This is a genomic window from Flavobacterium azizsancarii, from assembly GCF_027980145.1.
Taxonomy (GTDB): Bacteria; Bacteroidota; Bacteroidia; order Flavobacteriales; family Flavobacteriaceae; genus Flavobacterium; species Flavobacterium azizsancarii.
The window spans coordinates 69955-96575 of record NZ_JAMZNK010000017.1 but is presented as its reverse complement, the minus strand read 5'-3'; the positions used below and the strand labels follow the sequence as shown (position 1 = coordinate 96575).

General features: G+C 34.6%; 15 protein-coding genes. 8 read left to right on the top strand and 7 right to left on the bottom strand.

Translation table 11 applies throughout. The annotated features are described in order from the left end of the window. Positions 1 to 55 precede the first annotated feature (55 nt). From NJT12_RS12270 to NJT12_RS12250, 5 genes are all read right to left on the bottom strand, one after another. Positions 56 to 7825, bottom strand: coding sequence for a DUF7507 domain-containing protein (locus NJT12_RS12270; RefSeq protein ID WP_271336207.1), 7770 nt, complete (start codon positions 7823 to 7825; stop codon positions 56 to 58). A 479-nt stretch (positions 7826 to 8304) separates the two neighbouring features. Then, positions 8305 to 9900 carry an AraC family transcriptional regulator gene (locus NJT12_RS12265; protein ID WP_271336206.1) on the bottom strand — a complete coding sequence of 532 codons (1596 nt, stop codon included), beginning with the start codon at positions 9898 to 9900 and terminating at the stop codon, positions 8305 to 8307. Between the two features lie 511 nt (positions 9901 to 10411). Next, on the bottom strand, positions 10412 to 10969 hold the full coding sequence (locus NJT12_RS12260) for a porin family protein (protein WP_414655391.1): 558 nt from the start codon (positions 10967 to 10969) through the stop codon (positions 10412 to 10414). Between the two features lie 51 nt (positions 10970 to 11020). After that, positions 11021 to 11797 (bottom strand): membrane metalloprotease, encoded by a 777-nt coding sequence (locus tag NJT12_RS12255; protein ID WP_271336204.1) that lies wholly within the window; start codon positions 11795 to 11797, stop codon positions 11021 to 11023. An 87-nt stretch (positions 11798 to 11884) separates the two neighbouring features. Then, on the bottom strand, positions 11885 to 12928 hold the full coding sequence (locus NJT12_RS12250; RefSeq protein WP_271336203.1) for a hypothetical protein: 1044 nt from the start codon (positions 12926 to 12928) through the stop codon (positions 11885 to 11887). A 255-nt stretch (positions 12929 to 13183) separates the two neighbouring features. Here NJT12_RS12250 and NJT12_RS12245 point away from each other — a divergent pair, with 255 nt between their 5' ends. From NJT12_RS12245 to NJT12_RS12210, 8 genes are all read left to right on the top strand, one after another. Then, entirely contained in the window at positions 13184 to 13699 is a 516-nt protein-coding gene (locus NJT12_RS12245) for an RNA polymerase sigma factor (protein ID WP_271336202.1), read from the top strand. A gap of 62 nt (positions 13700 to 13761) precedes the next feature. After that, entirely contained in the window at positions 13762 to 14676 is a 915-nt protein-coding gene (locus NJT12_RS12240; RefSeq protein ID WP_271336200.1) for a FecR family protein, read from the top strand. After that, positions 14663 to 17197 (top strand): TonB-dependent receptor, encoded by a 2535-nt coding sequence (locus NJT12_RS12235; RefSeq protein ID WP_271336199.1) that lies wholly within the window; start codon positions 14663 to 14665, stop codon positions 17195 to 17197. The genes NJT12_RS12240 and NJT12_RS12235 overlap by 14 nt, the downstream gene beginning before the upstream one ends. A gap of 991 nt (positions 17198 to 18188) precedes the next feature. Next, the gene (locus NJT12_RS12230) at positions 18189 to 19034 is read left to right on the top strand and encodes a GNAT family N-acetyltransferase (RefSeq protein ID WP_271336198.1); all 846 of its coding nucleotides are present in this window, start codon (positions 18189 to 18191) and stop codon (positions 19032 to 19034) included. A 592-nt stretch (positions 19035 to 19626) separates the two neighbouring features. After that, the gene (locus NJT12_RS12225) at positions 19627 to 20532 is read left to right on the top strand and encodes a toprim domain-containing protein (RefSeq protein WP_271336197.1); all 906 of its coding nucleotides are present in this window, start codon (positions 19627 to 19629) and stop codon (positions 20530 to 20532) included. Positions 20533 to 20671: 139 nt separating this feature from the next. Next, on the top strand, positions 20672 to 22654 hold the full coding sequence (gene mobC / locus NJT12_RS12220; protein WP_271336196.1) for a conjugal transfer protein MobC: 1983 nt from the start codon (positions 20672 to 20674) through the stop codon (positions 22652 to 22654). Positions 22655 to 22754: 100 nt separating this feature from the next. Continuing rightward, positions 22755 to 23150: a hypothetical protein gene (locus NJT12_RS12215; RefSeq protein WP_271336195.1), complete on the top strand. Its 396-nt coding sequence runs from the start codon at positions 22755 to 22757 to the stop codon at positions 23148 to 23150. Further along, on the top strand, positions 23135 to 24241 hold the full coding sequence (locus NJT12_RS12210) for a relaxase/mobilization nuclease domain-containing protein (protein ID WP_271336194.1): 1107 nt from the start codon (positions 23135 to 23137) through the stop codon (positions 24239 to 24241). The genes NJT12_RS12215 and NJT12_RS12210 overlap by 16 nt, the downstream gene beginning before the upstream one ends. Before the next feature lie 100 nt (positions 24242 to 24341). Here NJT12_RS12210 and NJT12_RS12205 read toward each other — a convergent pair whose 3' ends face one another. After that, positions 24342 to 25085, bottom strand: a complete 744-nt coding sequence (locus tag NJT12_RS12205; RefSeq protein WP_271336193.1) for a rhamnogalacturonan acetylesterase — start codon at positions 25083 to 25085, stop codon at positions 24342 to 24344. 174 nt (positions 25086 to 25259) lie between these two features. Further along, complete coding sequence (locus tag NJT12_RS12200; RefSeq protein ID WP_271336192.1) at positions 25260 to 26609, bottom strand: glycoside hydrolase family 28 protein; 1350 nt, start codon at positions 26607 to 26609, stop codon at positions 25260 to 25262. Positions 26610 to 26621: the final 12 nt, after the last annotated feature.

The following is a 26621-nucleotide window of genomic DNA, read 5'->3' as shown; positions in this document are numbered from 1 at the left end:
CTTTTAAGAATGACTTAGTTTTTTCAGGACTAAGCCATTACGAATTGTTTTAATGTTATCTATTAAGGTATAAATATCCTGCTTCCTGATGCCCATTGGAATCACTATCCTTATATTTCAAAATATAATAGTAAGTCCCTACAGGTAATCCATCAGATTTCTTAACTGTTGTTCTTCCTTCTGACATTCCTCTAAAAGCACGTTCTTCATTATTATAATGGTCACGCTCGAATACCAACACTCCCCAACGATTATAGATTTCAATAGTATTCTCAGGATAACATTCTAAGCCCTGAATATAGAAGCGTTCATTCTTAGAATCACCGTTTGGAGATATTGCATTAAATACTTTTATAATGCAACCCTCTATAGCTAAAACTGTTGGATTATCTCCGTCAATATTATTGTCATCAGATGCATCCCTTACAGTAATGCCTAAAGGATTTACTGCCGTTACAATAGCCTGATTGGAAACGTTTTTGGCATTGATATCACTTTGTTTCAGAACATAAACTCCTTTAAAAGTAGTACTGTCAGTTTCTCCCGGAGATAAAGATATTGGACCTCCAGTCATTTCAATTCCAGGAAGCGGATCTTTAATTGTAACCTCTTTAAGTCTTACATTTCCAGTATTTATCACAGTAAAACTATAACTAATGGTTTCACCTGCATCAGCACTTCCGTTATTATTTGCATCGTTGAAAATGGCTGTTTTGATTAAAGCAATACTTGATTTTTGTTCCAAAGTAGTAACCGTACATTTAGGACAGGTTGTTTCATAAAATTTATCTTTTGGAGTTAATGGCGCTTCATCCTGAGAATCATTCTCAATATCATTACCATTGGTATCTTTTCCGCTTACAAAAGCTAAATTATATACCGCTCCAAGATCAATATCAGCTTGTGTCATTGTATAACTTGCTGTATAAGTTGTTGCATCAATAACGGCTGGGGATAGCGAGGAAATTGGCCCTCCTGAAACTGCAACCATAGGATCGGATACTTTGATATTGCTGATCGTAACATTTCCTGTATTTATTACTTTGAAAATATAATCAATACGATCTCCTACATTTACAGTTCCATCTTTATCAGTATCATGGTACGTACCCATTTTGTATAATTTTAAACCAGGTTCCTGAGATAACTTTGTTTCGGTTGGATCATCATTTGAATCTGAGGTTCCTGAAGTATCACTTACTGTTGCGTTATCAGGAGCTGTTCCTGTGGCAACAGCTGAGTTGCTCACACTTCCATTATCAATATCAGACTGCTTAATGGTGTATGTAGCAGTGGCAGTACCTGTGGCTCCGGGAACTAAACTCGAAGGACTGGTAGTCAGATTGGCACTGCCCGTCATTGCATCATCAACAACTACTGCGCTAAGGGTAACATTACCTGTGTTTTTAACACTGAACGTATATGTGATTACATCACCTACCGCTCCTGTACCTCCAACACTGCTGGTTTTTACAACGGCAATCTTTGGGGTTTGGGTCAATGTCGTTTCAGTAGCATCATCATTTGAATCTGAGGTTCCTGAAGTATCATTTACTGTTGCGTTATCAGGAGCTGTTCCTGTAGCAACAGCTGAGTTGCTAACACTTCCATTATCAATATCAGACTGCTTAATGGTATAAGTAGCCGTAGCAGTACCTGTAGCACCGGGAACTAAACTCGAAGGACTGGTAGTCAGATTGGCACTGCCCGTCATTGCATCATCAACAACTACTGCGCTAAGGGTAACATTACCTGTGTTTTTAACACTGAACGTATATGTGATTACATCACCTACCGCTCCTGTACCTCCAACACTACTGGTTTTTACAAGCGCGATTTTTGGTGCTTGTCTCAGTGCTGTTTCGGTTGGATCATCATTGGTATCAGAGGTTCCTGAAGTATCATTTACTGTTGCGTTATCAGGAGCTGTTCCTGTGGCAACAGCTGAGTTGCTAACACTTCCATTATCAATATCAGACTGCTTAATGGTGTATGTAGCAGTGGCAGTACCTGTAGCACCTGGAGCTAAACTTGAAGGACTGGTAGTCAGATTGGCACTGCCAGTCATTGCATCATCAACAACTACTGCGCTAAGGGTAACATTACCTGTGTTTGTGACAGTAAAACTATACGTGATCACATCACCTACTGCTCCGGTACCTCCAATAGTACTTGTTTTTACAAGCGCGATTTTTGGTGCTTGTCTCAGTGATGTTTCGGTTGGATCATCATTTGAATCTGAGGTTCCTGAAGTATCATTTACTGTTGCGTTATCAGGAGCTGTTCCTGTAGCAACGGCCGAGTTACTCACACTTCCCTTATCAAGATCAGATTGTTTGATGGTATAAGTAGCAGTGGCAGTACCTGTAGCACCTGGAGCTAAACTTGAAGGACTGGTAGTCAGATTGGCACTCCCCGTCATTGTATCATCAACCACTACTGCGCTAAGGGTAACATTACCTGTGTTTGTGACAGTAAAACTATACGTGATCACATCACCTACTGCTCCGGTACCTCCAATAGTACTTGTTTTTACAAGCGCGATTTTTGGTGCTTGTCTCAGTGCTGTTTCGGTTGGATCATCATTGGTATCAGAGGTTCCTGAAGTATCATTTACTGTTGCGTTATCAGGAGCTGTTCCTGTAGCAACAGCTGAGTTGCTAACACTTCCATTATCAAGATCAGATTGTTTGATGGTGTATGTAGCAGTGGCAGTACCTGTAGCACCTGGAGCTAAACTTGAAGGACTGGTAATCAGATTGGCACTGCCAGTCATTGTATCATCAACAACTACTGCGCTAAGGGTAACATTACCTGTGTTTGTGACAGTAAAACTATACGTGATCACATCACCTACCGCTCCGGTACCTCCAATAGTACTTGTTTTTACAAGCGCGATTTTTGGTGCTTGTCTCAGTGATGTTTCGGTTGGATCATCATTTGAATCTGAGGTTCCTGAAGTATCACTTACTGTTGCGTTATCAGGAGCTGTTCCTGTGGCAACAGCTGAGTTGCTAACACTTCCATTATCAATATCAGACTGCTTAATGGTATAAGTAGCCGTAGCAGTACCTGTAGCACCGGGAACTAAACTTGAAGGACTGGTAGTCAGATTGGCACTGCCCGTCATTGCATCATCAACAACTACTGCGCTAAGGGTAACATTACCTGTGTTTTTAACACTGAACGTATATGTGATTACATCACCTACCGCTCCTGTACCTCCAACACTACTGGTTTTTACAAGCGCGATTTTTGGTGCTTGTCTCAGTGATGTTTCGGTTGGATCATCATTGGTATCAGAGGTTCCTGAAGTATCATTTACTGTTGCGTTATCAGGAGCTGTTCCTGTGGCAACAGCTGAGTTGCTAACACTTCCATTATCAATATCAGACTGCTTAATGGTGTATGTAGCAGTGGCAGTACCTGTAGCACCTGGAGCTAAACTTGAAGGACTGGTAGTCAGATTGGCACTGCCAGTCATTGCATCATCAACAACTACTGCGCTAAGGGTAACATTACCTGTGTTTGTGACAGTAAAACTATACGTGATTACATCATCTACCGCTCCTGTACCTCCAACACTACTGGTTTTTACAAGCGCGATTTTTGGTGCTTGTCTCAGTGATGTTTCGGTTGGATCATCATTGGTATCAGAGGTTCCTGAAGTATCATTTACTGTTGCGTTATCAGGAGCTGTTCCTGTAGCAACAGCTGAGTTGCTCACACTTCCATTATCAAGATCAGATTGTTTGATGGTGTATGTAGCAGTGGCAGTACCTGTAGCACCTGGAGCTAAACTTGAAGGACTGGTAGTCAGATTGGCACTGCCAGTCATTGTATCATCAACAACTACTGCGCTAAGGGTAACATTACCTGTGTTTGTGACAGTAAAACTATACGTGATCACATCACCTACCGCTCCTGTACCTCCAATAGTACTTGTTTTTACAAGCGCAATCTTTGGGGTTTGTCTCAGTGATGTTTCAGTAGCATCATCATTTGAATCTGAGGTTCCTGAAGTATCATTTACTGTTGCGTTATCAGGAGCTGTTCCTGTGGCAACGGCCGAGTTACTCACACTTCCCTTATCAAGATCAGACTGCTTAATGGTGTATGTAGCAGTGGCAGTACCTGTAGCACCTGGAGCTAAACTTGAAGGACTGGTAGTCAGATTGGCACTGCCAGTCATTGTATCATCAACAACTACTGCGCTAAGGGTAACATTACCTGTGTTTGTGACAGTAAAACTATACGTGATCACATCACCTACCGCTCCTGTACCTCCAACACTGCTGGTTTTTACAACGGCAATCTTTGGGGTTTGGGTCAATGTCGTTTCAGTAGCATCATCATTTGAATCTGAGGTTCCTGAAGTATCACTTACTTTTTTGTTATCAGGAGCTGTTCCTGTGGCAACAGCTGAGTTGCTCACACTTCCATTATCAATATCAGACTGCTTAATGGTATAAGTAGCCGTAGCAGTACCTGTGGCTCCGGGAACTAAACTCGAAGGGCTTGTGGCCAGGTTGCTGCTGCCAGTCATTGCATCATCAACAACTACTGCGCTAAGGGTAACATTACCTGTGTTTTTAACACTGAACGTATACGTGATTACATCACCTACCGCTCCTGTACCTCCAACACTGCTGGTTTTTACAACGGCAATCTTTGGGGTTTGGGTCAATGTCGTTTCAGTAGCATCATCATTTGAATCTGAGGTTCCTGAAGTATCACTTACTTTTTTGTTATCAGGAGCTGTTCCTGTGGCAACAGCTGAGTTGCTCACACTTCCATTATCAATATCAGACTGCTTAATGGTATAAGTAGCAGTGGCAGTACCTGTGGCTCCGGGAACTAAACTCGAAGGACTGGTAGTCAGATTGGCACTGCCCGTCATTGCATCATCAACAACAACTGCACTAAGGATTACATCACCCGTATTGGTCACCGTAAATGTATAGGTAATCAAATCTCCTACTGCTACTGTATTGCTAACATTACTTGTTTTTACAAGTGCAATTTTGGGTGATTGCGTTACTGTTAGTAAAGCCTGATCTGTTGTTATAACACAGCCTGCATTACTATCAGGATGGGTCGTTATTATTTTGTAAAGGTTTTTATTACTTACTAACTGTACATCTGTTAGTTCCAGTTTTGAATTGACTTCTTCCTGTAAAGCAGTAAATATAATTCCGTCATCTTTACTTACATACCATTGGTAAGTAAGCTCATTGGTGACATCTGCAACAGTCTTAGGATTTGTATAAAAATTACTTACTTTGGTTGCAGAAATAGCTGATGAAAAAATAGCGGTATCGCCAATATTTACTGTTTGATCAGGCATTAATACATTTACAGTAATTTTTAAAGCAGTGTAAACAGGCACTAAAGTACCGGTATATGTAGCCATTGGATTAAGAACTGTTCCATCAGGTTTAGTTGCTACAGGATCCGGACCTAATCCGTACTGACCTCCGTCTCCTCCGTCTGCATTTGGATCGTTATAATACTCATTAGAATCAGGACAACCATCATTATCGCTATCCAAATCAAATGCATCAATTATCCCATCACCATCTGTATCAAAAACATCGGCTATTCCATCTCCATTTACATCGGTATAATCTGTTTTAGATCCATCACCCGGACCCGGACCTTTGCTGACATCTTGAAAATTTAAAATACCATCTCCGTCTTCATCTCCAAAAATATCATATCCATGAGATTCGTCAGTATCCAAAATACCGTCATTATCTGCATCTAAATCTACTCCATCATCCTTACCATCGCCATCAGTATCCGTTACTTGAACAGGTATAGAAGCTATATTGTTTTCGTAATCACATTCTACTAAACCAGTCGATGGAAAATCTGACCCTAAATCAAAAGGCGTTTGAACTGAACCGTTATCATTAACAACTGCAAACAATTTATAGCTTTGATAAGAAGGGATTGTAATTGTAATAGTTTTTGTAGTACCCGAAGCAATCACTTCTGTTGTATAACCGGTTCCTACAATGGTTGCTGCTGTGGTAGTAGGATTACCATTGTACACTGTTACAGGGCTTCCTGCAGGTAGATCTGATGCTCCTAAAACACTCACTTCAAGTGTCAATTCACCTTTAGGAACATTATAATGTTTCACACTTTTTAATTGCACGTCTGTAGCTGCAACTGTTCCTGGTTCTAATACTAAATTTATGGGATTTAGCTGAACATTATATTGATTTAAAATTCTATATTTTGTAGAATTTACCGGCATAAAGTTCGACATTTTGGTTTCTTGCCTGGTCACGGTCAAATCATCATTGATATTTACGACACGATATCCGCGTTGGTTCCATACTTTTCTTGCCGGTTGCCAAGAAGATCCTGCGCCAGCTTTAAAAATATTTAGACGCCCCTCGCCTGAAGCAGCACGTGGAAGACCAGTAAAAGCAATTATTTCTGCCTGACCATCATTATCAATATCAGCTATCACAGGATGCTCCATCCAGGTTAGCGTCCCGGAACTAAAGGTCGCCAGATTAACAGGAGTTCTGGTGTTTCCATCAATAATACGCACTTGCGTCTCATCATTATAAACAAGTTCCTGAATAGCATCACCATTAAAGTCAAAGGATGTTATTCCTGTTTCGCCTGAACTATCGGTTGTAGCGAGTGACCAAACTACATTTCCGGGAATTTGTAAATTATAGGCAACAATCTTGTTCGTGTATCCTATCAAAATTTCAGGGAAATCTTTACTCATGCCATCATTTGCAACCTCATCATACATATACGAAATTGTAGGCATACTTTGCCTTGCAGCACTTCCTACTGTGGCTATATTTAATAAAATTTGATTCGCGACTGGATCCCAAACATACACGCGGCCACCATTCGAAAATACAATATCTAAATTTCCATCTAAGTTCAAATCCGCTACAGCTGTGGGGCCGTCAATATTTAATGCAATTGAACTGTTAATAGCATTTAAACTCCTTAGTACTGTCAGAACTCCGGTTGTCATATTAACGCCATATACCGTACCTCCCGCCACAATTTCTTTCCCGGGATTTGAAGGTAAGATATCAACTACAACTATATCAGCCCCCCAAGAACCTGTATCTTTTCCATGCGGCCTACTTGTTGGGAGAGAAGTAAATCGTTTTAAGGTTTTATTTATCAAATCAAATTTAAATATGTTGTGTCCTACAATAATTTCCGGGACACCATCTTCATCAATATCTGCTATCCGCGGAGAACCATATATGACGGTAGAAGGCAAGTCAGATTTAAATTTATAGGTTGTTGCATTACCTCCTGTATGACCGAATACGTAAACATATCCATTCACATCAACACTAATAACCTCTGCTTTTCCATCCCTGTCAATGTCAGCTATAGCAGGTTGTACAACAGTACCACTAACAGGCTGGTACAAGGATATTCTAAAATTAATACCCGCATCTACGATTGCTCCTCCAATGACATGATAGGTCATATAACCTGTAGTACTGTTTCCTAAAGGGGCTATAATTTCTGGAATACCATCTCCATCCAGATCTCCAATTGTTGGCGATATCGATACATCTAATGTGTTTGGAGGTCCCTGAAGCGCTAAATCTATTTTAAAATTTGGGGCTGGTGCGGGCACAAAACATGTAGGTGCAAGGGTCGTATAACACTGCGGATCATACTGATCAACATAACCATTGCCATTATCATCAAGCCCGTTATTACAAATTTCCTGAGCCTGCAGCGATAAATGCAATAAAAAAAGAAGCATGCAATAAATGATCTTCTTTTTGTTATTTAAAAAAAAAGTAAAGTTTTTCATAAATGTATGATTTAATTGTCTCGGGTTGTATGCTAATAATTTTTGAATTATTAAAAATGAGGAAGGGTTTTTATAGCGGTATTTTTGAATCTGGTAGCGAATTTTACAACCCGAATTTTGAATACTCACTGTCTAAAAAGGTGTTAAAAAAGGACATTAATAATTGAATAAAGTTTGTCTCTCGTTACTTTTAAATTAAAAAAAAGAAATCAGTTATTTTTTTTAGCACTGTCAACTTCTAATTATTTATTTCATTACTATTTCTCTTGCTAAATTACTTTAATACTATTTTAGAATAAAGCACATAAGTATGCACTATCGTGAAAGTGGATAGGCGAATAAAAACCATTAACAATTGACTATAAGTAATTTAAACCGAAATTAACACGTTAACTTTTCTTTAACAAACAGGGCAAAAAAAGATCCTGTTTTATCTAAAAAACAGGATCTTTTTACCTATTAAAGCCAGTACTAAGTCGTTATACAGCCTTTTTTTTAACTAAATATTCCATAAAAGTAGAAGGAGACATACCTATTGTACTCTTAAAAATCGAAGCAAATTTACTATGTGATGAGAAACCGCATTCTTCTGCCAAATAGCTTATTTTATAACTTAAATATATGGGGTCACTTTCCATCTTTTTTATAATGTAGTAGATTCTAAGTGTGTTTATATAATTATAAAAATCCATTCCTTTGTGTTTGTTGATAACATAGGAAAGGTATTTACTGTTTATATCAAATTTTGACGATAAACTCGAAAGGCTGATATGGTTGTTTGTGAAAGTATTTTTCTCTTCAAATTTTTGTAATTTTTTTAATAGTAACATTTCAGTTTCTTTTGACATTAAATCTTTCTTCCCTACATCCTCTTCATCAGTCAGATAACTTGTTTTCTTGGGCGTAAGAGAAACATTTTCAATTTTATGTATGATCTCTTTAAATTTTCTAATGTCTGCTATTTTTCTCCTGACTATTACAAATATGATAACTAATAATATACTTACGCCAATAATAAAAAGCATTATTATTACTTTTTGTTTCTCAAATAATTTTGTTTGTTTGTCCTGTAATCTATTAATGATATTATTGGCTCCTTCTTTATTGGCATTCATTATCTTAAATTGCACATTTTCATACAATTTACTATAATGCTTATAATTTTCTACATCGTTATTATTTTCGTAATAAACGGCAAAATTATAGTAGATCTCTTCTTGTAAATTCAAAAAATCTGAATTCACAGCCACCACAAGCGCTTTGCTATAATTGAGTTCAGCGTTTTGTAAATCTTTTTTCTCAAAATATATTCTTCCTATATCACTATATATAAAGCCGCTCAAAATTGTCCCTTCTTGTGCTGTGTTGTTCATGTTTAAAATTAGTAAAGCAGCGTCATAATATTTGCGGGCTACTTTATAATTTTTCAATCCTAAAAACGACTGCCCGAGCATATAATTATTGGTTGCAGCATTGAAAAATTTAGCTTTAGAATTCTTCATTCTATCAATATACAGACTTGATTTATCTAAATGAGAGATCGCCTCTAAATAATTTTCATCATCAATAGAATACCTAGCAATCTGCTGATTAACAATTGAATATAATTGATTTTTTGTGTTTGTTTTTTTTATTTTAACTATAATTACCAGCACTTTTTTTAACGACAAAAGACTTTGTTCCTTTAATCCTATTGTACGATATTGAGCAGATAAAAATCCTGATATCCTTACCTGCCACTCATACAGACTATTAGATTCAGCTATAGTATCTGCTGCTATTGCATAATCAATAGCTTTTTTAAAATCCCCTACATTTTTTTGTAAATCAGCCATTAACATAATTGATTTGACTTTCTGTACGGGATCAATTGAATGTGTATAAAGGGAATCTGCAGTTTGCATTGCTTTGGTACTATTTTTACTTGCCAGATCAACTGACGTATGGTAAATAATACTATCAAATGAAACTTTTTTTTGTGCCAGGCCTTTGTTCATTGTTAATGTAAATAGTATTATTACATTAAAAACAATAGGAGACCATTTCACATCTAAGCATGAGAAAATCTTATTCATTTAATAGAAAGTTAGTAGGTTACTTGTTTTTTTAGAGAATACTCAATGAGTATATTTGACAGAGAAATTCAGGAATAAATTTTCTGTACTATTGGTAGAAATAGTAATAATTATGCTAAAATACTGCTACTTATTTTGCTTCTATTAGAATAATTAACAAAAAAAAAATTATTATCAATAGTTTAGAAAAACACCGTTATTTAAGGCTTATCAATTGTATTTTTAATAATAAGCCAACAATAATACGCAGCTTTTTAAGTAGCCACAAACGCAATCAACGAACCATTATTGCGTGAATAAATAAAAATTATTGTTTTGCAAGAAATCACATACCTGAATGTACTATTTGGAAGTGTACTTTATAATTTCAATGTTAAGATTTTGGTCATTACACCATTGCGTTAAAGTGAAAATCTAAATTTTTCATTTTCATAATTTTATATTCAGATATTCCGATTAATAATTGTTTGTTTATTAAATTTTTATAGTGAGATTTCCTGTCTTATTAATTTTACAAGTCAAAACCCATATAAAATTGCCAAACTCTGTTTTGTGCTTTTTGCTGATCATATAAATCACCTAAACCTAAATGGTAACGTGCTCCTAAACTTACACCGGAATTTGTTTTAAATCCTCCGCCAAAGTTTAGTCCCCAATCAAAACTATTAGGTTCATATTCTTGAGAACTATTAAAAAAACCGTCATATTCTTCTTTGTGCGAGACTGCTAATCCAATCTGTGGGCCAGTTTCCAAAAAGAAATTTTTAGAAGGATATACCTTAAGCATTATAGGAGCGTTTATGTAATCTAATTTTTGGGTAAAAGTTCGGTTGGTATTGGTTATTTTATATCCTTGTTGAGAATAAAGCAATTCAAGCTGAATAGAAAAACTTTCACTAATAAATGACTCTCCATAAACCCCTACATGAAAACCGTGTCGTTGGCCTGTTTCTCCATCTCCATCAAAACTTACAGCTGCCAGATTATAACCTCCTTTTAAACCTCCATTTGATTTAGGAAGAGTTTTGTTTTGTGCATTTATTATGGTTATACTGAAGAATAAAGTCATTATTAAAAAAAATACTTTGATCTGTTTCATATTTATATTATTTATTAAAGGTTATTTTCCTCCATTAGCACGGAGGTCTGCAATGCATTGCGCATCTAATTGTGGTGGCGCACCACCTGTAAGCATATTAGAAATACCACTGCCTGTTTCTGAAGACCAATACATTAAACATGTTTTTTCACTACAATGCTTTTGATGTTCTGCATCTTCATGATTGCTTTGCAAGGGAGTACCAAGATTGGTTAATCCTAATACATGTCCAAATTCATGGGTGATTACTGTAGTTTCCAGCTTACTTCTGTTGGTTTGAGAAGGACTGTTACTCAAACCCTGGATCGTTTGTTCGAAAATAACAAAAGAAGTGTTTCTGTAAGCCGTTCCTAAAATAACTGATGTTCCGGTATCACTAGACGACTTACCATCTGCAAAAAATGCCCAAACTGCTATTTCATCCTGGCTGTTGTATTGTGTTCTGTTGGCATCTTCTATACTAGCAATCTTCTCATTACTATACCCTGAATTTCCAGGAGAAGCAATAGACCGTTTGATTACTCTTATGCCATTTGGTTTGTGTGCTCTTGCGGTAAGAAAGCTTACAAAGTTATTTATTGCTGCACTGCCTGGCTCAAAACCTTCTACATAGACGAGTTCTATAACGATACTTTTAAATTTTTTATCTGATAATAAATCGTTGGCAGAATTTCCTGTTGGCTGTTTGTTTGCTTTAATATTAATTGCAGTGGGATGATCAATCGCATCTTCTTCTTTAGAACAAGATGTAATGAAGAGAAACAAGCCAAGGGTTAACAAAGAAATTATATTTTTCATTAGACCTTTATTATACGTTTATATATAGAAGAGCAGCTACCTTGTGTAAAACTAGCTGCTCTTAAAAATTTACTTTCTTAAATTCTACTATATTTGTTTCAGCACTAATGTTAGGGCCGCATTTGTTTTACTTTGCATTGTGATTGTACCATTCGTAAAGCTTGTTACTTTCCAGGTATCATTTAATGCAGTAATCAAGGTATTTCCAGAAAAATTAAGTTGCATAAAAACATCTAATTGTGAGCTTAAAGCATAAGTTCCATTAAAGGTTGTGTTTACCAGATCTACAGCTTTTATGGATAGATTATTTGCAAAATTGATCGTAAAATCTTTGTAATTCGTAGCTGAATTTACTCCTGCATTTACAAATGCATCTACCTTATACTTTCCGTTTACGAGGATAGTTTCTAATTTTTTTCTGCTTTGAACCGCTACGGCAATCTCCCCTTCGATTTTTAATGAGGTATTGATCGCTGCCTGCAATTCTGCATCGCTGGAAATCATCATTTTGGTTCCGTCAGCAATTGTCAGTGCAATAGGGTACTTTACCGAAAATAATTCTGTACTGCTAACATTAGACATGTAGGTGTATAATTGTTGTTCAGACGTTATCAAAACACTTCCTGTTTGTTGTAAACTCAAATTATACGTTAAAACTGTTATCGGAAAAATAATATTTACAGAAGAAATAGCATCCTGACCAGAAGATTCAGCTGATGTACAAGCATTAAGAATCGCATTATACTCCGTTTGATTATTAACCGTTGCATCTGTATAATTGCTTAATTTAACTCTTAGCGGGAATTTTAATACAACACTGTCCTGATCATTATTAGATTCTGCCAAAATAGCAATAACTTGCTGATAGTCTAATTGGCTTAAGATCGAAACCTGAATACCATTTACTGTAGCGCTGGCAGGTAACATAATTGAGGAACATGATGCTCCATCCAAGAAATCATCAAATGAACCATCGTATTGCGATGTGCGTTTTAAATTATTTGTTGTAGCTGAATTGGCTGAATTTGTATTTGGATTTTCTCCTTGCACATCATCAACTTCACTTTGGCATGATGCAAAACCTATTATGGCTAACATAGTAATTCCTATAACAATTTTTAATTTTTTCATAATTTTCAAATTTAGTGTATTTGTGTATTCATAGACGATGTTTTAGCGCCTTTCTAACAGTAAGACAACACTATTTATTTTTACCCTACTTAAAAAATGAAAAAAAATACAAATCTTCATAAATAAAACACAAAACACTACTGCTTAACACATTGTCTTTTATTATGTTATTATAAAATGCATTTGTATTGATCTCCCCATATTTTGCGAAAAAATAGGATACATTTACAGCCTACCAAAAAGAAATAATACTCCATGAGCGACAAAAAAAGTACACTTTGCGACGAGAGTCACTTTCGGGATTTTTACTTAAGGCATGTACAATCAGCAAGTAATTTTGCTTATTATAAATGCGGTGATAATCAAGCAGCATTAGATTTAGTACAGGATGCGTTTACAAAAATATGGGAGAATTGCTCTAAAATCGATTTTAACAAAGTCAAGACCTATTTGTTTACCAGTATCAATAATTTATTTCTAAATACTATAAAGCATCAAAAAGTGGTACTAAGATATGCAAAAGACAGCCCTAACTTAGACACTAATAATCAAAGTCCTGAATACCTATTTGAAGAAGAAGAATTTAAACTTAAACTCACAAAGGCGATTGCATCATTAAGCGAAGTACAGCGCGAAGTGTTTTTATTGAATCGAATAGATGCAAAAAAATACCGCGAAATAGCTGAGTTGCTCAATATCTCTCAAAAAACTGTCGAAAAAAGAATGTCCGGGGCGCTTCAACTCTTAAAAGCTCAAATAGAAAATATATAAATAGTCTTTTTAACTATAGGGTAATCTATAAGTTAATTGTCTTATAAACATAGAGGTATAAAATGAAAAACGAAAAAGAAATCTTAAAATGGTTCAACAATGAGCTTTCAGGCAAAGAAATTGAAGATTTGAAACAATCTGAAGATTTACAAACTCTTGAAAAGATCGCTCATTATGCCACACACTTGAATGCTCCAACAGTAGATACTGATGCGGCTTTTCAAGCATTCAAGGCCAGAGGCCACTCTGAAAAGAAACTAAAAACAAGAACTTTAAACTTCACACCATTTTACAGAGCAGCTGCTATTTTAGTTGTGGCATTGACATCTGCTTATTTTCTTTTTCATGCAACTACTATTTCTTTTGAGACCAAAATAGCAGAAACAAAATCAGTTATACTACCCGATCATTCTGAAGTGATCTTAAATTCTGCTTCTAAACTAAGTTTTAATGAAAAAAAATGGCCTGAAAAAAGAGAGCTGACATTAAAGGGTGAAGCTTTTTTTAAAGTAAAAAAAGGGCAGACTTTTAGTGTAAATACAGCTGCCGGAGTAATTGAAGTTTTAGGAACACAGTTTAACGTAAAAGAACGCAAAAATTATTTTGAAGTAAAATGTTACCAAGGTTTAGTAAGTGTTACTTATCAAAATAAAACGGTAAAATTACCTCCCGGAAAAACATTTAGAGTCCTAAACGGCAATATCGAAACTGTCGACGATTTTGTCGTTCAAAAACCTTCCTGGCTGTTGCAGGAATCAAGCTTTGATAAAATTCCGTTAACTCAGGTTATTGCAGAAATGGAGCGTCAATATAATATAAGCATAAAAGTAGAAGCCGTTGATACTACAAAACTCTTTACCGGAAGCTTTACTCATACCAATAAACAAATTGCGCTTGAGTCTGTTACAATCCCGCTTCAATTAAGTTACAAGATTCAAGGAAACGTTATTATATTTTACAACTATGTTGTTAAATAAATGGGGCATTTATTTGCTGTTATGCATTGGCAATTTTTGTTACGGACAAAATACACCTCAAAAAACTCCGTTGACCGAAGTTATTATTACCGTTGAAAAGCAATTTAATATCAAATTTTCATATGCTGTTGAAGATGTTAAAGCTGTTATGATCCAGATACCTAATGCTGCTTTTACATTACAAGAAACTATAACTTATCTCAACTCGAATACACTTTTAAATTTTAAAATTTTAAATGATCGCTATATTACCATTTCAGTACTCAACAAAACAACCTCTATTTGTGGAGTCATTTTCTCTGATAAAATAAAATCTCCCTTAGTGGGAGCATCAGTATTTGTAAATAATAGTAAAAGCAGTACGATAACAGATGCAAATGGCAGGTTTTCCTTCGGCAGCATTCCAATAACAGCGACACTTACTATTTCGTATGTGGGTTTTGAATCCAGGCAGTTTTCTGCAAACGAATTATTTACTACAGCAGACAAGTGTACTGAAATAGTGCTTTATTCAAAAAATGAAGAGTTAAATCAGGTTTTAATAAATGTTTATTTAACCCCCGGAATCCAAAAATACCTGGATGGAAGCACCGTTTTAAATACTAAAAATTTTACTATTCTTCCCGGATTAATCGAACCCGACATTCTGCAGTCGATACAACTGCTACCCGGTGTTGAAAGCATTAATGAAAGCATTGCCAATCTTAACGTGCGTGGCGGAACTAACGATCAAAATTTGATGTTATGGGATAACATTAAGATGTATCATTCCGGTCATTTCTTTGGGTTAATATCAGCCTACAATCCCAATCTTACCAACAAAGTGGTCGTCAATAAAAATGGTACCAGTGCAGAATTTAGCGATGGAGTCTCGAGTACGATCAACATGTATACAAAAAATTTGCTAACCAATACCTTTTCCGGAGGTGCAGGAATTAACTCTATTAGTGCTGATGCGTTTTTGGAAATTCCAATCACTAAAAAATTAGATTTACATATTTCAGGACGCCGCTCTGTTACTGATTGGGTAAAGTCCCCTACTTATGATAAATATTTTGAACGTAGTTTTGAAGACACTGAAATTAATAAAAGTAGCTACCAACATGATACCTCTTCTGACTTTTACTTTTATGATTATACCGCTAAATTACTTTTTGATTTAAATGAAAAACATCAATTTAGAGTCAATATTATTGGTATTAATAATGCTTTGGATTACTCCGAGCATCTCACAAATTCAAATGAAACACAATCTAAAACCAGTAATTTATTCCAAAAAAATATAGGCTACGGGGGGAATTGGAAAGCAATCTGGAATACAAAATTAAGCACTGATTTTATCTCTTACTTTTCTAAATATACTATTAATGCTAATGATTATCGGGTAGAAACAGATCAGCTTGTAAGCGAAGAAAATCAAGTATTAGATACCGGTATAAAACTAAATACACATTACAAAACAAATGAAAACCTAAATCTCTTATTTGGGTATCAGTTTAATGAAACCGGAATGTTGAACCAAACAATTGTTATAAATCCAAATTATTCCAGTACTATAAAGGGAGTTATGCTCAATCACGCTTTGTTTTCTGAAGTCGAATACCATAAAAATAACACGTATGTGAGAGTTGGGTTGCGTTTTAATTATTTCCAGAAATTTGACAAACTTTTAATCGAGCCGCGAATAAACATTCGCCAAAAATTATCGAACGAATTTGCCTTAAAATTAGAAGGAGAATTTAAAAACCAATCTTCTACACAAATCGTAGATTTTCAGGATGACTTTCTTGGTGTTGAAAAAAGACGCTGGGTTTTAGTGAATAATAAGGACATACCAATCGCTACCAGTAAACAGGTGTCTTTTGGTTTAGAATTCAACAAAAACAAAGTCAATATTGAGGCCACGGGTTTTTATAAAATTGTAGATGGCATTACAGCTTCTAATCAGGGTTTTTACAACAGCTTTCAGTATACGATTGCCAATGGCAGTTATACTGCAAAAGGGCTTGAATTTTTCGCTAATAAAACAGGTTATCAATATAGCATTTGGCTGAGTTACACTTTTAGTATCAACAACTATCAATTTAATACCCTTAAACCTTCTGAATTCCCTAATAATGTAGATATAAGACACTCCTTATCTGTTGGTTTTTATTACACTATTATTAAAAATATAAAAATAGCAGTTGGTGGGAGTTGGAGAAACGGTCAGCCTTATACAAAACCAATTGAAGGTGCACAAACAAAACAAAACGGGAATAATGTTATGGTAAACTATGGTTCTCCTAATAATGATAACCTGGATAATTTCATGCGCTTAGATGCTTCTTTAAATTACAGTTTTAATTTGTCACCGTTAATTAAAGCTTCGATTACTGCCGGTGTAATTAATGTAACCAATCAGGATAATGTTATAAACCGATATTACAAAGTCAATTCAAATGATAAGAACAATGCCCTACAAGTAGATAACAAATCACTTGGTTTAACACCAAATATTAGTTTTAGGATAAATTTCTAAAGCATATTTTGGTGAGCAAATTACTCGTAGACTTGATATTCCGTTTCATTAGTAACTTTCCAACTAAATGAACCCTTTGCAACCCCAAAACTTTTATGATAAATGATCTTATGATTATTTTGAACCAGCACCGTTCCATTGAATAGGTTCGTAACAGCATACTGATTCACCATTTTGCTGATATTGCCTTTTTTGGCATAAAATATGTGCACATAAAAAGTAAAAGTATCAAATTCAAAACATTTTTTATTTTATTAATTTTATTGAAATTCGTAATATTTTTTTCTTTAAAGTTATCCAAATCTACGTGACTACTGTTAAGGAATTTTTTGAAAAGTTAGCCAAATTAGAGTTTATACTGATTCTGTATATTTTAACCAAGGACTTTTTTACTAGAGCCGAAGTTAACCGCTCAACTTAACATCAAAGTAAAAATGTTCAATTGTAAAATCAATAAATTGTAAAAATGCCAAGGTTAAATAATTTTTCATACTAGAATAATTTTCTAATTAAATCAACTTCTGATGTATGTTTTTTTATAAAATTTTTAGTCGCTAAATTTTGATGCAGTTATTTAAGAATTATGAGTTAAATTTTCTTGTGACAATTAGATTTTTATATAGAAAATTATTTATAGTTGAAATTAACGATTTTTACATTTAATCTCTACGATACCTACTTAAATACTAAAAAAGTAATTCCGTCAATATTTAACTATAGTGTTCTTGCTAAAAACTAATCAAAATACAACACACCTCCCTTATTTTTAATCTCTATTACTATGCTTCACCTTAGCCACAGATAATGGTAAAAGTCTGGATGGCAGTTATAAATAAAGAAAATTATAACTTACCAATGTATTTAGCACTAAATTTTAATCTAGACACTTTTCCAATCTTCTTAAATCCAGTATATTTACCCCAAAATAGGCAATAGGTTCGCAGAACTAACCAATTTTGATTTTTAGAGAACTTATCTTAGCAGTAATTTTATGACTACCTTACAGACCTTGGAGAACACTCCCATTGAAAAACTTTTAGAAGTTTTCAATTTGTCATTCTCAGACTACATAGTGCCATTTTACTTAACAAAAGAACAACTCGAAGATAAAATAAAAAGCGACAGTATTAAACTTGAATTTTCAGTAGGTGCTTTCCAGGATAACCAATTGATTGCTTTTATTCTTCACGGCTATGAACTTGTTGACCAATTGAAAATTGTTTATAATGCAGGAACAGGAGTAATTCCAGCAAAAAGGGGAAATAAATTAACGGCAAAATTATACGAATATGTTTTACCCATTTTACACCAAAATAATATTGACAAGTTGTTATTGGAAGTAATAACCAAAAATGAGTGTGCAATAAAAACCTACAAGAATATAGGGTTCAAAATTATCCGGGAATTAAATTGTTATAAAGGTGTAATTAATATAACCAATAGAAAAAGTGATTTTGAAATTCGCAAATTGGAAGAATATAATTGGCAAAAACTTCAATCCTTTTGGGACATAAAACCATCGTGGCAAAATTCAATTACATCCCTTGAAAAGCTGAAAAATTTCAATATTTCTCTAGGTATATATGATAATGAAAAACTATTAGGCTACACGGTTTTTAATCCCAAACTAAAAAGAATTCACCAACTTTCAGTTGATAAAAATTACAGAGGAAAGGGAGCAGGTCGGCAACTTTTACAATACATTGCTACAAATTATGAAAAAGATGTTTCTGCTACAAATATTGAAAATGCTTCAAAAGAAACACTAAGTTTTATGAAAGACATAGGAATGAATATTTTCGTTAAACAATATGAAATGGAATTTCTTTTGAAATAAAACTATCATTTCCTAATACTATTTTATCAGAAATGGTGGACCTGTAATATGCAGAATAACTTTTTCAAATTATTTTAGCTAATCAAATCAATTTGACTTTTCCCTTTAAAATGCAGTAACAAACTCTTAAGAGAATAAGGAAATTTTAAAGGATATTGCAAACCTTTTTTTTTAACACTGCCACTTTATCAAAGATTATTTTAGGCAAGAAATACCAGCCTGATTCACAGAACACTAAATGGAGTCTATTTAAATATAAAATCTTTAAATAGACTCTCGGAAAATACGTTCTTTAAAAAATAATATCTCAATTAAATCTTACTTTTTTTTAACTTTTACTTTACTAAAAACACCAACCATTGTAGAATTGGCTTTAAGAATTATTTTGCAAATCCAATTGAAAATATACAATAAGAGAGTTGTAAAAATCTTGTATAGAATGGTCTGAAAATTATCTAGCAAGACTCCCACAACAACAAGCTTTTAATCCTAGTCTAACCCCAGCTATAATATACTGAGGATTGTACAGCATTTATATCTGAGTTATTTTCGTAGATGTATTTCTGAATGATCAACCCTATATAATATGACTATGAATTTCAGTAACGATCGTCTATCCTTAGACAACATAAAGTCATTGGATATGGTTTCTTATTTACACTCCTTAGGATTTGACCCCTCTAAGGTAGCACATGATGATTATTGGTACCTTTCGCCACTTCGCAATGAGAAGACTGCTTCTTTTAAAATCAACCGAAGAATCAATAGATGGTATGATCATGGTATTGGAAAAGGAGGTAATATTATTGACTTTGGAATACTTTTTTTTAAATGCTCCATTGGAGAATTCTTGAAAGAACATAGTGGAAATAACACCTTATATCATTCGCCAGTTCCTGACAAAGATATCTTGGAGCAAAGGCAGTCAAAAATAACCATAGTTAAAGAAGAGTCCCTTAAATCTGCCGCTCTGTTACAATATCTTAAACAAAGAAAAATTCCCCTTGGTGTTGCCTCTAATTTTTGCTCAGAGATTAGTTATAACATAAGTGATCATCATTATTACGGCATCGGTTTTAAAAACGATCTGGGAGGATTCGAAATTCGAAATCCATATTTCAAATCCAGTAGCTCTCCAAAAGGAGTAACCTCTTACGATTATAACAATAAAGTACTGGTAGTCTTTGAGGGATTCATGGATTTTTTATCCTACAAAGCTATGAATTACGGTCTGAGAGAAAAAAAAGAGAATTTTTTAATTCTAAACTCGCTTTCCTTCCTGGATAAAGCCAGGCCATTTATGGAAAAACACAAATTAGTACAATTATATCTCGATCAGGATCAGCCAGGACAAAATGCTACTAAACGCGCCCTTGATTGGGGTAGTAAATACCTTGACCACAGTTCACTTTACAAGGAGCATAAAGATCTGAATGACTGGATTATAAATTCACCGCAAACAGTTTCAAAAAAGATAAAAACGGCCCCTAAACCATAGGATAAAGTCCTTAATAAATAAATCTGATCCCTAACAAAGAAAATAGTATTGACAAAGCAAAAAATTCTATAGTCAAACACCTCACTGAAAACTTATATTTTTTTATGCTCTACCAACCTTAACCTCTAAATCAATGGCGATGCAAACTGGAGAAAACGAACAGGCACTGAGGAAAATACTAGATATGACAAGGCTCATAAGTATTGCTTTACTGTGTTTGCATTTTTACTATTATACCTATAATGCATTCTCACAATGGCATCTTGTAAACGAGTTCGCCGACACGATTCTGCGCATTATTACCCGTACGGGGTTATTTGATAATTTCCACCTCTCCAAATTGTTTTGCTTCGGCTTTTTGTTCATATCTCTTTTAGGAGCCAAAGGAAGAAAAGATGAAAAACTAGGATATAAGACTGCTTTTCTCTGGCTAGCCCTGGGGTTGCTTCTATTTTTCATGAGTTATCTCTTAATGTTTTTAAAATTACAAAGCACCGATATTGCCCTTCTCTATATTGCCATAACTGCTACGGGATTTATTTTCCTTCTCACAGCAGGTACTATTTTCTCACGTATTATAACCAAAAAGCTCAATTCAGATGATATTTTTAATGAAGAAAACGAGACTTTTCCGCAAGAGGAAAGGCTTCTGGAAAATGAGTATTCTGTGAACCTACCCGCGCAATATCATCTTAAAGACCAAGTGCGAAAAAGCTGGATCAATATTATCAATCCCTTTCGCGCTCTTTTGGTATTGGGTAGCCCTGGTTCGGGTAAATCCTATTTTGTAATTCGCCATGTCATTACCCAGCACATCCGAAAAGGTTTTGCCATGTTTGTTTATGATTTCAAATACGATGATCTTACCATAATTGCCTATAATACATGGCTTGAATATAAAGCACATTATCTAATTTGTCCAAAATTTTACAGTATCAATTTTGATGACCTCTCTCGTTCACATCGCTGTAATCCATTAGTGCCTTCAGCCATGACTGATATTACTGACTCTTCTGAGTCGGCTCGGACTATTTTACTGGGACTCAACAGAGAGTGGATTAAACGTCAAGGAGATTTTTTTGTTGAATCCCCTATTAACTTTTTAACAGCCATAATATGGTACTTAAAAAAATATAAGGAAGGTCAATACTGTACATTACCTCATGTAATTGAGCTCATGCAAATAGATTATGATGATCTCTTTACCCTTCTCAGAACAGAAAAGGAAATAGAGGTCTTGATTAATCCTTTTATCAACGCATACCTAAATGATGTAATGGAGCAACTAGAAGGTCAAATCGCCTCGGCTAAGGTAGCCATGGCAAGACTCTCCTCTCCTCAACTTTACTATGTGCTCTCAGGTAACGACTTTACTTTGGATATTAATAATCCTGAGGATCCAAAAATTATTTGCATGGGAAACAATCCTCAAAAAATACAGATTTACGGCGCAGTACTCTCCCTGTATGTAAATCGATTATTGAAATTGGTAAACCAGAAAGGAAAACAAAAGAGTAGTCTTGTCTTTGACGAATTTCCAACTATTTACCTCAATAATATTGACAGTCTTATTGCGACAGGCAGAAGCAATAAAGTGGCAACATGCTTGGGAATGCAGGATTTTAGTCAGCTACGAAAAGATTATGGTCGTGAACAGGCCGATGTGATTATGAATATCGCAGGAAATATTATAAGTGGTCAGGTAAGCGGTGATACGGCCAAACAATTATCAGAACGAGTGGGCAAAATCATGCAGGATAGGGAAAGCTTTTCAATAAACAGCGGCGATACTTCTGTGAGTCGCTCCAAACAATTGGAATTAGCTGTTCCTGCTTCCAAAATTTCATCTTTAAGCTCTGGCGAGTTCGTTGGAATGGTAGCCGATGATCCAAATTGCAAAATAAAACTCAAGACATTCCATAGTGAGATACTAAATGATCATAATGCACTTGAAAAAGAAGCCAATAATTATAAAGAAATTCCCATTGTACGCAAGTTAAATAACGAGATCATACAGAGAAACTATTTTCAAATAAAACAAGACATCCAGGATATTGTGCATTATGAAATGGATCGTCTTGTAAGTGATCCGGAATTGTCTTACATGGTTCTTAAAAAATAACAATAATCCCAGATAGCATAGCAAAAATTAAGAGGTATAAAAATAGGCATAAGACTTTGCTTGTCCTAAGTATAGTAAATAAAATCACTTAAAATAAAAGATGATGATAAAAGATGATCTAAATCGAATTCGAGCTGTTTATGTAGGGCTTCCAATTAATCAATATTTTGCAATTCAAAATCAATGCAAAAAAAGCACCTGCCATACGGTAAGTGAGTATATTCGAAAGCAATTATCTGATAAGCCTGTAACGATATTCTACAGAAATCAATCCTTAGATGATTTGATAGAAGAAATAGCAGCACTTAACAACCAGATCAATAATGTTAGAAATAATACGTCTCTGGTTCTGGAAAAACTAACACAACACCAACGAATTAATCACGATCTTGAATCACTCCCGGGACTGGAAATAGCAATAAAAAATCTTGATAGAAGAATTGAAGAAATTAAAACTCAAATTGAAAAAATTACAGAAAAATGGTTACAATCATAAAAATAAATAATTCAATACACAGAACTATCACCTACAACGAAAACAAAGTAAAAAAGGGTGTGGCCCAGTGTATAGGAGCAGTGAATTATCCTGTGGACCTCAATAAGCTAAACGCCGCTATAAAATTACAACGTTTTACAAAAAGGATAGCATTAAATGAAATTGCAAAACAAAATACGGTACATATATCGATTAATTTTTCTCCTCTGGAAGACCATCCACGAGAAATGCTTTTACACATTACTAATTGCTACATGCAAAGAATTGGTTTTGATAAGCAACCCTACTTAGTATACGAACATTATGACTCCGGGCATCAACATTTACATGTGATTAGTACCAATATTCAAAGAGACGGAAAGCAGATCAATATGTATAATATAGGGGTCAGAAAATCTGAACCGGCAAGAAAAGATATTGAAAAACTCTTTGATTTGATCCCTGCTAAAACCCAAAAAATAGCAACCGAATTTACTTTGCCTCCCACAAATGTGAGTAAAGTTTGCTATGGTAGGATGGAATCAAAAAAAGCCATATCAAATATCATTAATTTTGTTTTAACTCAATACTCCTGTACAAGTTTCTCTGAACTCAATGCAGTTCTAAGTCAATACAATATTATAGCTGACAGATGCAGAGAGAGTTCAATAATATTCCGCAATGGAGGATTATTATATAAAATATTAAACGAAGAGGGAAAACCTATAGGCATGCCTATTAAAGCCAGTGATATACAAAACAAACCTACATTGAAATTTCTGGAGAACAAATTTAAAATAAATACAATAAAAAGTGCCGGTCAGAGAATAAGGATTAAAAAAATTGCGGATTTGTACTCAATAAGATCCGTATCGATAAACCAACTAATTAAAATGCTACAAAAACAAGGTATTACCGTTGTTTTAGCAAAGCAACATCATAGCTCTAATTATACAATTACTTATATCGATCATAAAACAAAAAGCGTCCTAAGTGATACTACATTCCCTCAAGAATCGATTACAGAAACAATAAAAGAAAATAATGAATTAAAACAGGATTACAAAAACAATAAGATCATTAGAAAAAATTATTACTTAAATAACTTGTGATCGTTAAGATCTGAATCTCTTTTATTGTATTAATTAATGTGCCTTTTTTATAATTTTACCTGCGGAAAAAAAGAAGAATTAAGCACCAAAAAAACAATCTTTATTTGATTGCTTTTTTAAGTTTATCAAAAGAAGCATCCTTTGATTGGTTAATTTGATTGACAACAATTTGTGCAATTGCTCTGGCCCCCTTCAGTGAGAGATGCGTATCATCGGCCTTGTCTTTATCATAATAAGGATTTTCACCTGCTTTAAAGTGTAAATGCAATTGCTTTGACTTTTCAGGTCCATAGGATTCTTCGAGTAATTCGCTGTAATATTCTAGATCTATAAAAGGAACATTATACTGCTGCGCTACTAGTCTGGTCTCTAATGGATACTCTCCATGAGTGGGAACCAGTACGCCCTTTTCATTAAAATTTCGTCTGGCAATAGAGCTCAGCAATACTGGGATTGCTCCTTTTTCACGACTTTCATTTACAAACCGAATAAGATTATATCTATAGGTTGTATGGGGGTTGGTATAACGGGTTGAATCTTCTATTTTTTGATCATTATGCCCAAATTCAATAAAAACATAATCTCCTTTTTTTAGCTTTTTATAAATAGAATCCCAACGTTTTTCATTGATAAAACTCTTAGTGCTCCTACCATTTACAGCTTTATTCTCAACGGTGAAATTATCTTTAAAAAAAGGTTGCAGAACTTGCCCCCAACCGTGTTCTGGATTACGATCTGGATCTTTTTTATTTGCCATTGTTGAATCACCAATGGTATAAATAGTAGTTTTTTGAGCAAAACAACTCACTGAGATTAAGCAGATAATTAACAGGTAATATTTCATTTTTTTGATTTTTGATTTTATTATACTCTCGCATCTTTCAACTTCGCTCAGTACAATAAGTATTGTGGTTAATTTATAGTTTTTATACCTTAGGCTAAAACAGCAACCACAAACTTTTTGTAACTTTTAGTACATTTTTCAGGCTTTGTCTTTTTCAACTTTCCTTAAAAAAAACTATTTTGCAGCTGAGGGAACCGTTGCTTTTTCTCCGATAAAAACTTCGTTCAAAAGTACATTCTCTGCATTGGCGCTTGAAATCGCATTTTTGGCCCATTTGATATCAATATTGTTCAATGAGATATTGGTGACTTTTTTCTCAGCAAATCCCTGAATCACAATTCCTGATGCTGTGGCTTTATTACAGGTAATATCCCAGAATGATATATTGGATATTTCGGACTGAAAACCATTACCTTCCCCATGATAATTTGCCGTGATATACAAACAATCTTCCAGTTCATCCAGCTTGATATTTCGAACAAAAACATTTTTTATAAAACCTCCACGATCAGCATTGGTCTTTAGATAAATCCCTCTTTTCAAATACCCTACGGTTTTGCAATTCTCTACATATATGTTTTGAACCCCAGCTGACATTTCGCTTCCTATAACAACGCCGTGAAGTCCTTTGAAATTACAATTTCTGATCACTATATTCTCACTTGGTGTGGCCGCGTTTGCTCTGCCTTCGTGATCTCTTCCGGCTTTAATGGCCACGTTATCATCTGCGTTATCAAAAGTCACATTTTCTATCAAAACATCCTTAGCATATTCAGGATCAATACCGTCATTATTATGATTTAAGGATTTATAACTAATTCCACGCACAGTAATGCTTTGCGATTTTAGTAGATGCAAACACCAAAAAGGTGAATTTTCTATTCTGATATTTTCCACCAAAATGTTTTTACAGTTAAAGAACTGAATCATTTGGGGACGCAAAAAATATCCTTCTCCAAATTTTCTATCTTTTAAAGGAGTTGCATTATGATTCATGCCACGGCTTAAGTTTTTCCCTGCACCTTCTTTTGCTTTAAAGCTTTTCCAAACCTTGCCTCCTTCTCCATCAATTATACCTTCGCCGGTTATGGCAATATTAGAGCAGTCATAAGCATAAATAAGCGGACTGTAATTGTAGAGCATAGTGCCTTCCCAGCTCGTTAAAACCATTGGTAGATAATCCTTCGGATTATCACTGAATTTGATTTTGGCCCCTTTCTCTATTTTTAAATTTACATTGCTTACAAAATGAATTGGACCATTGATTTTATAAATACCTTTTGGTACCACAATAGTTCCTCCATTGTTCTTTTTACACAATGCCATCGCCTTATCAAATGCTGCTTTATTATTGGTTATAGAATCTCCTTTTGCTCCCAATTTTACCACATTAATCTGATAAGATGGAAAGACAGGAAGCTGAATTCTCTTTACAATAGAATCTACTTTTTGGGATGGAAATTGCTGATTCTGAGCAAAAGAAGTCCATGAAATCAATAGAAAAATGAGAAGTTTAAAATTCATATTTTTTGTTTT

Bases quoted from the DNA above. Each gene is read 5' to 3' on its own strand.
- NJT12_RS12270 (WP_271336207.1), bottom strand. From the start codon at position 7,825: ATGAAAAACTTTACTTTTTTTTTAAATAACAAAAAGAAGATCATTTAT.
- NJT12_RS12265 (WP_271336206.1), bottom strand. From the start codon at position 9,900: ATGAATAAGATTTTCTCATGCTTAGATGTGAAATGGTCTCCTATTGTT.
- NJT12_RS12260 (WP_414655391.1), bottom strand. From the start codon at position 10,969: ATGACTTTATTCTTCAGTATAACCATAATAAATGCACAAAACAAAACT.
- NJT12_RS12255 (WP_271336204.1), bottom strand. From the start codon at position 11,797: ATGAAAAATATAATTTCTTTGTTAACCCTTGGCTTGTTTCTCTTCATT.
- NJT12_RS12250 (WP_271336203.1), bottom strand. From the start codon at position 12,928: ATGAAAAAATTAAAAATTGTTATAGGAATTACTATGTTAGCCATAATA.
- NJT12_RS12245 (WP_271336202.1), top strand. From the start codon at position 13,184: ATGAGCGACAAAAAAAGTACACTTTGCGACGAGAGTCACTTTCGGGAT.
- NJT12_RS12240 (WP_271336200.1), top strand. From the start codon at position 13,762: ATGAAAAACGAAAAAGAAATCTTAAAATGGTTCAACAATGAGCTTTCA.
- NJT12_RS12235 (WP_271336199.1), top strand. From the start codon at position 14,663: ATGTTGTTAAATAAATGGGGCATTTATTTGCTGTTATGCATTGGCAAT.
- NJT12_RS12230 (WP_271336198.1), top strand. From the start codon at position 18,189: ATGACTACCTTACAGACCTTGGAGAACACTCCCATTGAAAAACTTTTA.
- NJT12_RS12225 (WP_271336197.1), top strand. From the start codon at position 19,627: ATGAATTTCAGTAACGATCGTCTATCCTTAGACAACATAAAGTCATTG.
- mobC (WP_271336196.1), top strand. From the start codon at position 20,672: ATGCAAACTGGAGAAAACGAACAGGCACTGAGGAAAATACTAGATATG.
- NJT12_RS12215 (WP_271336195.1), top strand. From the start codon at position 22,755: ATGATGATAAAAGATGATCTAAATCGAATTCGAGCTGTTTATGTAGGG.
- NJT12_RS12210 (WP_271336194.1), top strand. From the start codon at position 23,135: ATGGTTACAATCATAAAAATAAATAATTCAATACACAGAACTATCACC.
- NJT12_RS12205 (WP_271336193.1), bottom strand. From the start codon at position 25,085: ATGAAATATTACCTGTTAATTATCTGCTTAATCTCAGTGAGTTGTTTT.
- NJT12_RS12200 (WP_271336192.1), bottom strand. From the start codon at position 26,609: ATGAATTTTAAACTTCTCATTTTTCTATTGATTTCATGGACTTCTTTT.